Annotated in this window: 9 protein-coding genes, 1 rRNA gene and 1 pseudogene; 6 read left to right on the top strand and 5 right to left on the bottom strand. The window is 71.0% G+C overall.

All coding sequences use genetic code 11. The features are described from left to right. Nucleotides 1-2 precede the first annotated feature (2 nt). Nucleotides 3-119 (top strand): 5S ribosomal RNA (gene rrf, locus QCN29_RS30135). A gap of 86 nt (nt 120-205) precedes the next feature. On the opposite strand, the gene QCN29_RS30130 is transcribed toward rrf, so the two are convergent. Genes QCN29_RS30130 through QCN29_RS30110 form a run of 5 tightly spaced genes read right to left on the bottom strand, consistent with a single transcriptional unit; the run spans nt 206 to nt 5,600 of the window. After that, nucleotides 206-1,519 carry a DUF58 domain-containing protein gene (locus QCN29_RS30130; protein ID WP_279932141.1) on the bottom strand — a complete coding sequence of 438 codons (1,314 nt, stop codon included), beginning with the start codon at nt 1,517-1,519 and terminating at the stop codon, nt 206-208. Nucleotides 1,520-1,530: 11 nt separating this feature from the next. Then, nucleotides 1,531-2,514 carry an AAA family ATPase gene (locus QCN29_RS30125; RefSeq protein ID WP_279932140.1) on the bottom strand — a complete coding sequence of 328 codons (984 nt, stop codon included), beginning with the start codon at nt 2,512-2,514 and terminating at the stop codon, nt 1,531-1,533. Then, on the bottom strand, nt 2,511-3,686 hold the full coding sequence (locus QCN29_RS30120) for a DUF4350 domain-containing protein (RefSeq protein ID WP_279932138.1): 1,176 nt from the start codon (nt 3,684-3,686) through the stop codon (nt 2,511-2,513). Before QCN29_RS30120 ends, QCN29_RS30125 begins: the two co-directional genes overlap by 4 nt. Beyond that, entirely contained in the window at nt 3,683-4,417 is a 735-nt protein-coding gene (locus QCN29_RS30115; RefSeq protein WP_398860256.1) for a DUF4129 domain-containing protein, read from the bottom strand. Before QCN29_RS30115 ends, QCN29_RS30120 begins: the two co-directional genes overlap by 4 nt. Further along, the gene (locus QCN29_RS30110; protein ID WP_279932136.1) at nt 4,374-5,600 is read right to left on the bottom strand and encodes a glycerophosphoryl diester phosphodiesterase membrane domain-containing protein; all 1,227 of its coding nucleotides are present in this window, start codon (nt 5,598-5,600) and stop codon (nt 4,374-4,376) included. Before QCN29_RS30110 ends, QCN29_RS30115 begins: the two co-directional genes overlap by 44 nt. 195 nt (nt 5,601-5,795) lie before the next feature. Here QCN29_RS30110 and mtnA point away from each other — a divergent pair. From mtnA to QCN29_RS30085, 5 genes and pseudogenes are all read left to right on the top strand, one after another. Then, a pseudogene (gene mtnA / locus QCN29_RS30105) lies at nt 5,796-6,934 on the top strand (S-methyl-5-thioribose-1-phosphate isomerase). Between the two features lie 4 nt (nt 6,935-6,938). Further along, a complete protein-coding gene (gene mtrA, locus QCN29_RS30100; protein WP_191870552.1) occupies nt 6,939-7,628 on the top strand; it encodes a two-component system response regulator MtrA in 690 nt (229 codons plus the stop codon). Between the two features lies 1 nt (nt 7,629). Next, nucleotides 7,630-9,759 (top strand): MtrAB system histidine kinase MtrB, encoded by a 2,130-nt coding sequence (gene mtrB / locus QCN29_RS30095; protein ID WP_279932135.1) that lies wholly within the window; start codon nt 7,630-7,632, stop codon nt 9,757-9,759. Continuing rightward, on the top strand, nt 9,749-11,599 hold the full coding sequence (locus QCN29_RS30090; RefSeq protein ID WP_279932134.1) for an LpqB family beta-propeller domain-containing protein: 1,851 nt from the start codon (nt 9,749-9,751) through the stop codon (nt 11,597-11,599). The genes mtrB and QCN29_RS30090 overlap by 11 nt, the downstream gene beginning before the upstream one ends. Nucleotides 11,600-11,699: 100 nt before the next feature. Continuing rightward, on the top strand, nt 11,700-12,482 hold the full coding sequence (locus tag QCN29_RS30085; protein ID WP_279932132.1) for a ComF family protein: 783 nt from the start codon (nt 11,700-11,702) through the stop codon (nt 12,480-12,482). The last annotated feature ends 15 nt before the right edge of the window (nt 12,483-12,497 follow it).

Raw genomic sequence — 12,497 nt, 5'->3', positions numbered from 1 at the left:
GTTTCGGTGGTCATTGCGTTAGGGGAACGCCCGGTTACATTCCGAACCCGGAAGCTAAGCCTTTCAGCGCCGATGGTACTGCAGGGGGGACCCTGTGGGAGAGTAGGACGCCGCCGAACAATTATTGGGCCGTAGGCTCCTGGACTTGGTCCGGGGGCCTACGGCCTTTTTGCGTTGCCCTGCGGGCGGTCGGCGGGGCTCATGCTCAGAGCCGGCCCGCGGCCTTGAGCGCGAGATAGGCATCGGAGAGAGCCGGGGCGAGATTCTCCGGCGTCGCGTCGACCACCGTGGCCCCGTGGCGCTCAAGCTGTGCTGCCGTGCGGGCTCGCCGGGACTGCTCCTGCGTGGCCGCCGCGGCCTCGTACACGTTCTCGATCGTGCCGCGGCCGCGGTGGCTCATCTCAGAGATCCGGGGATCCGCCACGGAAGCCACCAGCACGGTGTGCCGTTGAGTGAGCAGCGGGAGTACGGGCAGCAGGCCCTCTTCAATGGGGGCGGCGTCCAACGTCGTGAGCAGGACGACGAGCGATCCCCGGGGAGCGCATGCGAGCGCCGCGGCGCTGAGGCCCCGGGCATCCGTCTCGACCAGTTCAGGCTCGATGGTCGCCAGTGCGTTGACCAGGGCGGGCAGAGTGTCCCCGGCGGAGCGGCCCTGGACCTGAGCGCGGATGCGGCGGTCATAGGCCAGTAGGTCGACCCGGTCACCCGCCCGCGAGGCCAGCGCGGCCAGCAGCAGCGCGGCGTCCATGGCTGCGTCGAGCCTGGGGATGTCTCCGACGCGGCCGGCCGAAGTGCGGCCGGTGTCCAGGACGACCAGGATGTGGCGGTCACGCTCGGGACGCCAGGTGCGCACCGCCACGGCGTTCTGCCGGGCTGTCGCCCGCCAGTCGATCGAGCGGGTGTCATCGCCCGGTACGTAGTCGCGGAGGCTGTCGAACTCGGTGCCCTGTCCGCGCGTCAGAACGCTGGTGCGGCCGTCCAGTTCGCGGAGCCGTGCCAGCCGGGACGGCAGGTGCTTGCGGCTGGTGAAGGGCGGCAGGACGCGCAGAACCCAGGGAACTTGGTGGCTGCCTTGGCGGGCGGCGAGACCGAGCGGCCCGTAGGAGCGCACTGTGATGCGGTCTGCCTGCCGCTCGCCGCGGCGGGTGGGGCGAAAGACCGTGGTGATCCGGCGGCGCTCTCCTGCGGGGACGGTGACGCTGTGGCGGGACGCCCTCTGATCGGTGCCCGCCGGCCAGCTGCTCGGAGGCCAAGCGTCCCGGACATGCGCTCGCATACGGCGCCGCGAGGGGTTTGTGATCGTTAGATCGATCTTGGCATCGTCCCCGAGTCGAACTGTTGTATCACCGGTTCGGGTGAATCGCAGGGTTCGTACTGGCGCGGCGAGGGCATAGTCGCACAAGATTGCCAGTGACAGGGGGGCGTTCACGGCCAGCATCCCCGTCCAGCTGGGCGCGAGGATGCCCACAGGAAGTGAGCCGAGAGCGGCGAGAAGCGCGGTTCGTCCGGTGAGGGCCATGGGTCAGCGCCTCAACGGGGGACCGGGACGTGGGCCAGGATTGCGGTGATGACGGAGTCGCTGGTGACTCCTTCCATCTCTGCCTCAGGGCGGAGTTGGATCCTGTGGCGCAGCGTGGGCAGGGCGAGAGCTTTCACATCGTCGGGGATGACGTAGTCGCGACCGGTCAGCCAGGCCCAGGCGCGCGCTGTGGAGAGGAGAGCGGTGGCGCCACGAGGCGAGACACCCAGAGTGAGCGAGGGGGACTCACGAGTGGCACGACAGATATCGACGACATAGCCGACGACCTCATCGGAGACCGCGGTCTTGGCGACGGCGGCGCGCGCGGTCTCAAGGCCGGCGGGGTCGGTGACGGGGCGCACTCCGGCGGCGTGGAGATCGTGTGGATTGAAGCCTTCAGCATGTCGGCTGAGAACGTTGATCTCATCCTCGCGAGATGGCAGAGGGACTGTCAGCTTGAGGAGGAAACGGTCCAGTTGGGCTTCGGGAAGGGGGTAGGTGCCTTCGTATTCGACCGGGTTCTGTGTCGCGGCGACGAGGAAGGGGTCCGGGAGCCGGCGAGGTGTTCCGTCCACCGTGACCTGACGTTCCTCCATCGCCTCAAGGAGCGAGGACTGGGTCTTGGGAGGGGTCCGGTTGATCTCGTCGGCAAGGAGGAGGTTGGTGAAGACGGGGCCGGGCTGGAAGGAGAACTCGGCGGTGCGTGCGTCATAGACGAGCGAGCCCGTCACATCACTCGGCATCAGGTCGGGCGTGAACTGGACGCGTTTGGTGTCGAGTTCGAGAGAGGCGGCCAGAGCACGGACCAGGAGTGTCTTGGCGACGCCCGGAACCCCTTCCAGGAGGACATGACCTCGGCAGAGCAAGGCCACGACGAGCCCGGTGACGGCAGGGTCCTGGCCGACCACAGCCTTGGCGATCTCGGTCCGCACAGCCTCCAGGGAGGAGCGGGCGCGGTCCGAGCTCTCGGTTGACTCGGGGGTCGGGGCGCTCATGAGGTGCGTACCTCTCTTTCGAGGGCGTCGAGTTGATCGGCGAGCTGGACGAGTGCGGCGTCGTCGGCCGGAGGCGGACCGAAGAGCAGGTGTCGAAAGTCCCGGTCGCTGTCGGGGAGGCGGGCGGAGAACGCAGCGAGCAGTACGCCGGGGGAGTCGGCATCGGCTGGAGGCACGCCGAGCAGCGGGGCAAGCCGTCTCCGGCTGGCAGCGCGCAGTGCCACGGCGGCTCGGCCACGGGCGTTGACTCTGCGGTAGAGACGGGCGCGGCCCTCCGTCGCTTCGGACGCCCTGATGGCGACGGGAAGCTGCTCGGTGACCAGCGGGCCCAGGCGTCGGGCGCGCCAGACGGCGGCGAGGGCTGCGGCGACGCCGAGCTGGAGAGCACCCCAGATCCAGCCGGGCGGAATGAGGTCAAAGAAGGAACTGTCGCCTTCGGGCGTGGCGACGCTGTCGCTGAGCGAAGGGAGGTACCAGATCAGATGGGGGCGAGAGCCGAGGAGTTGAAGAGCGAGAGAGGCGTTGCCGCGCTCGTCCAGACGGTCGTTGTAGAGGATATCGGGGGCGCCGAGCAGCACGGTGTCGCCGCCGGGGCCGTCGAGGCGCAGCAGTGTGGGGAAGCCGCCGCTGGGATAGCAGCTGTCCGCGTCAGGCGTGTCGGTCGAGTAGCGCTGACCGCCGAGGTCGACGCCGCCGGCGCGAACGGCGGCCGACAGGGCGCACTCCGGGGCCCGGGCGGACACCGAGGTCGAGCCCTCGGAGCGGACCTCCGGAGCGAGGATGCCGAGAGACGAGTCGGCGGACAGGAGCACGGTCCGCCCGGCGGAGGAGGCCATCGCCGCACGCAGCGTGTCCTGCTGGTTGACCGTCAGCAGATCCGGGTGGGTCACCAGCAGCGTGGTCGTGTCGTCCATCGAGGCAGTGGCTTCATCCAGGGTGGTCGTCACACGCGTACTGACGCCGTGATCGTCGAGGAGCTCGGCGACGGCTCGGCTGCCGTACTGGTCGGCGGAGCGGGGGTCGAGGCGGCCGTGCTGATCCCCGGAGCGCAGCGCGGCCATGGCGACGCCCGCCACGATGAGGAGGGTGAGCGCGATCAGCAGACCGCGGGCGCGCCTCCACATCCTGTGTGTGGTGGGAGCGGTGGAAGTGGTGCCTACGGCGTCGGTCATGGGACCGCCCCTGGGACGGTGTCATCCAGCCGGGGGTTGCTGCGCTCCAGCTCCTGGTCCAGATCGCGAAGCCGCTGGTACGCCTGGCGGTCCGCAGTACGCCCGCCGTATGTGACGTCGTCGAACTCGCGGGCGGCTACACAGAGTCGGTCGGCGTGGTCGGGCAGGGAACGGCCCGCTTCGGCGGCGGCCTCATCCGCGGTGCGGCCGGGGCGCGGATCGAGGAGGGCACGCTCCTCCAGAGCGCGGACCATGGCCCGCATCCGTTCCTGGACGGCGTCGTTCCACTGGCCGGCCGCCGCGTGCTCCTCGGCGGCGGTGCGGTGTTCGGCGGCGCTGCGGGGTCTGTCGTCGAAGAGCGCGTCCGCGGTGGCCGCCGTCCTGCGGGGGGTGCCCAGCCGCCACCACAGGGCGGCGATCAGGGCGAGGACGGCCAGGACGATGACGGCGACGCCGAGTGCGCCGCCCGGAGCAGCGTCTGATGCGGTGTCGAAGAGGCCGCCGACCCATTCCCAGAAGCGGTCGATGGCGCGCTGGAGCAGGTTCGGATCGTCCTCGTGGTACATCGGCCTGGACAGTTCCCGTTCCGCTGCCTCCCGGGCCGGTACGCGGGGGGTGTCGACCGGGACGTCGTCGCCTGCCCGGAGCAGTGCCCGCGCGGTGGCCCTGTCCCCCGTGGACACGGCATCAGCTCCCGGACGCGTCGCTGCCGCCGGGTGGCTCGGAGCCATATCCGGGCACGCCGGCCGCCCGTGCGAGCTCGAGGTCGAGTGCCTCGCGGCGGATGCGCTGGTCGATATAGAGGAGGACGGTGACACCGGCGGAGATCGGATACGTGATGGCGGAGGCGATGACCGAGCCGATGCCTGTGATGATCAGGTAAGCCCAGCCGAACTGGGGATCGGAGCCGTTGAGGAGGTCGCCGAACCCATTGCTGTCCGCCATGAGGGCGATCACGACGAACGGCACGATGATGATCAACGAGATGACGAACAACAACGCCATCGTGAGCAGCAGGATCCCGAAGACCCGCCACCAGGTGCCGCGGACCAGCTTGGCCGAGCGGCGCAGGGAGGGGATGACGCCCTGACGTTCCAGCATCAGCGCGGGCGAGGCGAGAGCGAAGCGGACCACCAGCCAGAGGATCACGACGACGGCCGCGATGCCTCCGAGCATGGTGAGCAGAACGCCGGACCCATCGCCCAGCAGCAGCCCCGGGAGAAGGCCGACAGCCATGATGCCGGCGCTCATCAGAGGCAGCAGCATTGTCAGGCCGAGCAGTTGCGGAAGCCGCGGCCGTGCCTCGTGCCATGCATCGGTGAGCGTCACCGGCCGGCCGAGCACGGAACGGCTGACCACGACCGTCAGCAGGGCCGTCGTGAACAGGGTTCCGATGAGGGTGATGAAGAGTGCGGGCCCGAGGGAGGTGAGGCTGTACTGCAGGGACTCGATGGACTGGTCGATGGCCTCGGAAGGCGTCGGGTTCGGGTTGACCGCGGGCGGCTCGGGCAGCGCATAGCGCTCGACGAGGATGTTGGCGATCTGGGTGATCACCGACACCGTGATGGTGATGCCCAGGACCGTGCGCCAGTGGGCGCGCAGGGTGGACACGGCGCCGTCCAGGATTTCGCCGACGCCGAGTGGGCGAAGGGGAATCACGCCCGGCTTTGCCGCCGGGGGCCGACCCCAGGCGCCGTGCGGATGGCCCCCGCCCCAGCCGGGAGCGGGAGGAGGAGGCGGTGCCGACTGGCCGGAGGGGGCGGACCACTGCCCCGGAGGGGGCTGCTCGCTGGACCACGTTGCCCCCGTGCCCTGCTCGGCGGCGGGGCCGGCGGGTCGAGGGGTACCGGAGGCGGAGTCCTGTCCGCCGGAGGGAGCAGATCCGGGCGAGGCCCAGCCCGGAGAGTCGTTCACGGTCGTCCACCTCATGGATTGGTCGCGGGACCGGCTCCGTGAGCCGGCACGTTCACGTCTTCCGCCTGTCCGCCGAGGCGGCAGGTTGGCAGCCATCGTGCCACGCGTCGCCTTGCGGCGGACCGGGCCCTGTGTCTCCTTCGCGTATCTCCTCCGCGCCTTCATTGTCAGTGCGTCACGGGGCAGACTGGGCGGATGGCTGATCAGTACGCGCACAACCCGGTGACTGCCGGGCCCACGCCGCTGCCGGTGCTGCGTTGGGAGGAGTCGCAGGACGGGCCCGTGCTGGTGCTGCTCGACCAGACGCGGCTGCCCGCCGAAGAGGTCGGGCTGGTCTGCACCGATGTGCCGATGCTGGTGGGGGCGATCGAGTCGCTGGCCGTGCGCGGTGCGCCGCTGCTGGGCATCGCCGGGGCCTACGGAGTGGCTCTGGCGGCCGCCAGGGGCTTTGACGTCGAGGAGGCGGCGGCCCTGATGGAGCGGGCGCGGCCGACCGCGGTGAACGTGGGGTATGGGGTGCGGCGCGCGCAGGACGCCCACCGGGCGGCGGTGGAATCCGGCGCGGACGCCGTACAGGCGGCCCGGGCTGCGCTCGCCGCCGCGAAGGAGCTGCACCGGGAGGACGCGCGCGCCGGCACCCGGATGGCGGAGTATGGGATGGCGCTGCTCGACGAGCTGCTCCCGGGCGGCGGACTTCGGATTCTGACCCACTGCAACTCCGGAGCGCTGGCTTCCGGGGGCGAGGGCACGGCGTTCGCCGTGGCGCTGCGGGCGCACCGCAGCGGGCGGCTGCGGCGGCTGTGGGTGGGCGAGACCAGGCCGCTGCTGCAGGCGCCCGGCTGACCGCCTATGAAGCGGGCCGCCATGGGATGACGTACACCCTGCTCACGGACAGTGCAGCAGGCTCGCTCTTTGCGGCAGGTGAGGTCGATGCCGTACTGATAGGGGCCGACCGGATCGCCGCGGACGGGTCCGTGGTGAGCAAGGCTGGAAGCTATCCGCTGGCGGTGCTCGCCAAGTATCACCATGTGCCGTTCGTCGTGGTCGCGCCGACCACGACGGTCGATTTCGGTACGGCGGACGGAAAAGCGATAGAGGTGGAGCAGCGACCGGGCCACGAGGTGACGGAGGTCATAGCTCCGAATGCCCTGGCAGGGGCAGGCGGAGGGCCGGCGGCGGCGCCGGTGGGAGCGCAGGCGTACAACCCCGCGTTCGATGTCACGCCGCCGGATTTGGTGACGGCCGTCGTCACCGAGCAAGGTGCGGTGCCCCCGGTCACCGGGGGCGCGCTGGCACGTTTGTGTGCCAGGTCACGCCAGGTAACGATTAGCTAATGGGATGATGTCGTTTATGAAGGGACGAGTCCTTGTCGTCGACGACGACACCGCACTGGCCGAGATGCTCGGCATTGTGCTGCGTGGTGAAGGGTTCGAGCCGTCGTTCGTAGCGGACGGCGACAAGGCGCTTGCCGCATTCCGGGAGACCAAGCCGGATCTGGTGCTGCTGGATCTCATGCTGCCCGGACGGGACGGCATCGAGGTGTGCAGGCTGATCCGGGCAGAGTCCGGAGTGCCGATCGTGATGCTCACGGCCAAGAGCGACACGGTGGACGTGGTGGTCGGTCTGGAGTCCGGTGCCGACGACTACATCGTGAAGCCGTTCAAGCCGAAGGAGCTGGTCGCCCGTATCCGGGCCAGGCTCCGCAGGTCCGAGGAGCCCGCTCCGGAGCAGCTGACGATCGGCGATCTGGTCATCGACGTGGCCGGTCACTCGGTGAAGCGGGACGGCCAGTCGATCGCGCTGACCCCGCTCGAGTTCGATCTGCTGGTCGCCCTGGCGCGCAAGCCCTGGCAGGTGTTCACCCGCGAGGTCCTGCTCGAGCAGGTGTGGGGCTACCGGCACGCGGCAGACACCCGGCTGGTGAACGTGCATGTGCAGCGGCTGCGCTCCAAGGTCGAGAAGGACCCGGAGCGCCCGGAGATCGTGGTGACCGTGCGTGGCGTCGGATACAAGGCGGGGCCGAGCTGACATGCCCCCCGGCGGCGTTGCTCCGAAGCCCGGGGAGCCGGGAGTCCGTGCGGAGCGGGCTGCCGGTTCCGGGCGTGCGCCCTCGCGCCTCGACCGGCTGAGGCACGGCGGCCGTCTCCTCCAGGACGGCGCGTCGGGCGGGCCGGTGCTGCGGCTCGTCATGCGCTGGGTGCGTCGGCCGCTGCTGCCCGCCGTGCGGCTCTGGCGGCGGAACATCCAGCTCAGGGTCGTGGTGAGCACGCTGCTGATGTCGCTCGGCGTGGTGATCCTGCTGGGCTTCGTCGTCATCGGTCAGGTACGGAACGGACTGCTGGACGCCAAGGCGAAGGCGGCGCAGAGCCAGGCGGCCGGCGGATTCGCCGTGGCGCGGGAGAAGGCGAACGCGCCGGTAGCCCCCGGTGCCGGACAGGACGGGACAGCCACGGACGGGCGCACCGCGGGCGCCACCTGGCGGTCCGATCTGGTGGAGCAGCTCGCCAGCGGCGGCCAGGGCTCGTACAACGTGGTGGCGCTGAGCCCCGAGTCCGACGGGGCGACCGGCTGGGGGCCTCGTACGACGGGCACGGTCGACCCGGCGAGCATCCCGCGTGAGCTGCGGACGGCCGTCGACCAGGAGACCGGCACCTTCGAGACCTATCTGCAGATCAAGTACAACAGCGACCGCGAGGCCGAGCCCGGGCTGGTCGTCGGCACCCGTCTGAACGACATCGAGGGCAACCCCTACGAGCTGTACTACGTGTTCCCGCTGGCGCAGGAGGAGCAGTCGCTCAACCTCGTCCGGGGCACGCTGGCGACCGCAGGGCTGTTCGTGGTCGTGCTGCTGGGCGCCATCGCCTGGCTGGTGGTGCGGCAGACCGTGACACCCGTGCGGATGGCCGCGGGCATCGCCGAGCGGCTCTCCGCGGGCCGGCTCCAGGAGCGGATGAAGGTCACCGGCGAGGACGACATCGCACGGCTCGGCGAGGCATTCAACAAGATGGCGCAGAACCTCCAGCTCAAGATCCAGCAGCTGGAGGAGCTCTCGCGGATGCAGCGGCGGTTCGTCTCCGACGTCTCCCATGAGCTGCGTACGCCGCTGACGACCGTGCGGATGGCCGCCGACGTCATCCATGAGGCGCGCAGCGACTTCGACCCCGTCACGGCCCGCTCCGCGGAGCTCCTCGGCGATCAGCTCGACCGGTTCGAGTCGCTGCTGTCGGATCTGCTGGAGATCAGCCGGTTCGACGCGGGCGCGGCAGCCCTGGAGGCCGAGGCGATAGACCTGCGCGAAGTGGTGCGCAGGGTCATCGGCGGGGCGGAGCCGCTGGCCGAACGCAAGGGCAGCAGGATCCGGGTCGTCGGCGACGACCAGCCGATCGTGGCAGAAGCCGACGCCCGGAGGGTCGAGCGCGTCCTGCGGAATCTCGTCGTCAACGCCGTCGAGCACGGCGAGGGGCGCGATGTGGTGGTGCGCATGGCCGCGGCCGGCGGGGCAGTCGCGGTGGCTGTGCGGGACTATGGCGTGGGTCTGAAGCCGGGCGAGGCGACCCGGGTGTTCAACCGGTTCTGGCGAGCCGACCCGGCGCGGGCCCGCACCACCGGCGGCACCGGGCTCGGTCTGTCGATCGCCGTCGAGGACGCCCGTCTGCACGGCGGCTGGCTCCAGGCCTGGGGCGAGCCCGGCGGGGGCTCGCAGTTCCGGCTCACCCTGCCGCGCACGGCGGACGAGCCGCTGCGCGGATCGCCGATACCGCTGGAGCCCGAGGACTCCCGGCAGAGCAGAGAACGGGCCCGGTCGGCCGAGTCAGCCGCGACGACCGGCGCGAAGGGGCAGATGTTCGCCTCCGCGCCCCCGTCGCACCTGTCGGACGGCACACCGCTTCCCGTGCCGCCGCGCGGCCCTCTGCCCGGCTCGGGCACGCCGACCGGGGTGGATCCGGCGGCGCTTCCCGGCAGCGGCGGCGCCCGCGTGGTGGCACGGCCCGCCGGGACGTCGCGCACCGGCGCGGCGCCGGCCCCCAGGGAGAAGCGGCAGCAGGCTCCGCACAAGCAGCAGGCTCCGCAGGAGAAGAAGGCCCCGCAGGAGAAGAAGGCATCGGAACGGTCCGCGAACCGTTCCGCAGAGCGGGAGGACACCAGGCGTGGCCGCTGACCCCCGGCAGTTCGGCCGTCGAGGCGTGCGGCGCGCCCTTGTGCTGCTCGCCGGCGCCGGTGTGCTGATCAGCGGATGTGCTTCGATGCCCGACAGCGGCGACATCCACCCGGTGAAGGCCCAGGGCGGGGACTCACAGGTACGGGTGTATGCGGTGCCGCCGCGTAAGGGAGCGCAGCCCGAGGAGATCGTCACGGGCTTCCTCGAGGCCATGACCAGTGATGACGCGGACTTCGCCACCGCGCGGAAGTATCTGACGGCGAAGGCGTCGAAGCAATGGCGTCCGGGGGACGGCACCACGGTCCTGGCGGCCGCGCCGGATGTGGGCCAGCCGGCTTCGGGCAGTCGTGGAGAGCCGGGTATGGGGTATCCCCTGCGGGGCAGGCAGATCGCCGCCGTGGACGCGCAGCAGGCGTATCAGCCGATGGCTCCCCGGGACTACCGCAGCAGTCTGCATCTGTCCCTGCAGACCACTCCCGAGGGCAAGGAGTGGCGTATCGACGCACTGCCCGCCGGACTGGTGCTGGGCGCGTCGGACTTCCAGCGCAATTTCGTCTCGATCAACAACTACTACTTCGCGTCCGGGCGTGACGTGGTGGTCGCCGACCCCATCTACATCAGACGGAAGCAGGACCCGGTGACGGGGATGGACGCGACCGCGCAGGCGGTCAAGTCACTGCTCGACGGTCCGACGAACTGGCTGAGACCGGTCGTCGAGTCGCCGTTCCCCACCGGTACGGCGTTGAAGGACGGCGTCACCTCACTGACCTTCGACGACCGGAACACCCTGAGGGTGCCGCTCAACGAGAAGGCCTCTCATGTGGGCAGGCCGCAGTGCGTGAAGATGGCGGCGCAGATCCTGTTCACGGTCAGGGACGTGACGTCCACGCGAGTGGAGCAGGTGGAGCTGGAGCGCAGCGACGGCTCGCAGCTGTGTGTGCTCGGCCGCGGCCAGGCGGAGGAGTTCGCAGCGGACCAGCTCTCCGGCCGGCCCGACAACCAGTACTTCGTCGATGAGAAGGGCCGTCTGGCGGTGCTCTCGGGCGCGGCCAAGGAGATAACCGAGCCGGAGCTCGTAACCGGTCCCCTCGGCGACGGCAGGCTGCCCGTCAGCGCCGTCGCCGTGGCGCGGGATGAGCACAACGCCGCGGCCGTCTCCAAGGACTCCCGCCGGCTGTTCGTGTCGTCCATCGTCTCGGACGGCGAACCGGGGGCGCCCGTGCTGGAGAGCCGCGGGCAGAACGAACACGACCGGTTGTCCGCACCCAGTTGGGACGGGCGGGGCGATCTGTGGGTCGCCGACCGCAACCCCGCCGATCCGGCGCTGCTGCGGCTCCCGGGAGGCACCGGCGAGCCCCAGAAGGTGAAGATCGTGCCGGGGCTGGACGGCGGCCGCATCGAGGCGCTGAAGGTGTCCGCCGACGGGGTGCGCATCGCCCTGCTGCTGAAGAAGGGCGACACGACCACGCTGAACATCGGCCGGGTGGAGCGCTCGGGTCCGAAGAACGACCCGGTGGTGTCCGTGGCGGAGCTGCGGCCTGCGGCGCCGCAGATGGAGACGGTCACCGCCGTCTCCTGGGCCGGGCCCAGCCGGCTGGTCGTGGTCGGCAAGGAGGCGGGCGGTGTGCAGCAGGTTCGCTACCTGCGGACCGACGGCTCCAGCCCGCCCGACAGCCTGCCCGGGCTGAACGGAGTGAAGTCCGTGGCGGCCTCCGACGATCCGGAGCGTCCGCTGGTGGCCTACTCGGAGGACGACGGCATCGTGCGCCGGCCCGCGGGCGGGAACTGGCAGACCATGGTGGAGAAGGAGCACGGCTCTTCCCCCGTCTACCCCGGCTAGCAGCCGGTCGCCCCGGGGCGGGTCGGCCGGGCCGACTGCCCGGCCGCGCCGGTTGTCCACAGGGGTGGCCGGACGGGGCCGGGCCCGCCATGGTGGAGCCATGCGGGGATGGTGGTGGCGGGAGATCTCCTCACTGGTGCTTCCCATGGCCTGCGGCGGCTGCGGCGCTCCTCGTACGCAGCTGTGCGGCAGGTGCGGCGACGCACTGTACGGGGCGGCGGCGCGACGGGCCCGGCCGCGGCCCGAGCCGGTGGGCCTGCCCGCCGTATACGCGGCGGCGGCGTATGCGGAGCAGGTGCGGGCTGTGCTGCTGGCGCACAAGGAGCGGGGCGCGCTGGGGCTGGCCGGTCCGTTGGGCGTCGCGCTGGCGGGGGCGGTGCGGGCCGCCGTGGGGCGGCCTCCGGGCGGCGCGGGAACGCTGCTGCTGGTACCGGTGCCGTCGTCGCGGCGAACGGTCAGGGCGCGCGGTCAGGACGCGACGCGGCGCATGGCCCTCGCGGCCGCCCGGGAGCTGCGGCGTACGGGGACGCGTGCGGCAGTGCTCAGCGTGCTGAGCCAGCGGCGCGCCGTGGCCGACCAGTCCGGTCTGACGGCGTCGCAGCGGCTGTCCAACCTCGCCGGGGCACTGCAGGCGCCCGCGGGCGCGGCGCGGCTCCTCGCGGCGGGCAGGCCGGTGCTGGTGGACGATCTCATGACCACGGGGGCGTCGCTGGCGGAGGCGGCACGTGCGGTCCGTGCCGTCTCTCCGGGCGTCGACGCAGGGGGAATCCCAGCCGCGGCCGCCGGAGCCGGGGCAACCGCAGCTGAGCGGCTCTGCGCCGCGGTCGTCGCCGTACCTTCTTTGTCCTTCGGCCCTTCTTTGTCCCTCGGCCCTTCGAAATAAACCGGAACTGACAGA

Origin of the sequence: Streptomyces chengmaiensis, assembly GCF_029846775.1 — a bacterium.
GTDB lineage: Bacteria > Actinomycetota > Actinomycetes > Streptomycetales > Streptomycetaceae > Streptomyces > Streptomyces chengmaiensis.
Note: the sequence above shows the minus strand (reverse complement) of the source record. Positions and strands in the feature narration are given on the sequence as shown.

What these genes read in the sequence shown, in the direction of transcription:
- QCN29_RS30130 (WP_279932141.1), bottom strand. Translation starts at nt 1,519, where the DNA reads ATGGCCCTCACCGGACGAACCGCGCTTCTCGCCGCTCTCGGCTCACTT.
- QCN29_RS30125 (WP_279932140.1), bottom strand. Translation starts at nt 2,514, where the DNA reads ATGAGCGCCCCGACCCCCGAGTCAACCGAGAGCTCGGACCGCGCCCGC.
- QCN29_RS30120 (WP_279932138.1), bottom strand. Translation starts at nt 3,686, where the DNA reads ATGACCGACGCCGTAGGCACCACTTCCACCGCTCCCACCACACACAGG.
- QCN29_RS30115 (WP_398860256.1), bottom strand. Translation starts at nt 4,417, where the DNA reads ATGGCTCCGAGCCACCCGGCGGCAGCGACGCGTCCGGGAGCTGATGCC.
- mtrA (WP_191870552.1), top strand. Translation starts at nt 6,939, where the DNA reads ATGATGTCGTTTATGAAGGGACGAGTCCTTGTCGTCGACGACGACACC.
- mtrB (WP_279932135.1), top strand. Translation starts at nt 7,630, where the DNA reads ATGCCCCCCGGCGGCGTTGCTCCGAAGCCCGGGGAGCCGGGAGTCCGT.
- QCN29_RS30085 (WP_279932132.1), top strand. Translation starts at nt 11,700, where the DNA reads ATGCGGGGATGGTGGTGGCGGGAGATCTCCTCACTGGTGCTTCCCATG.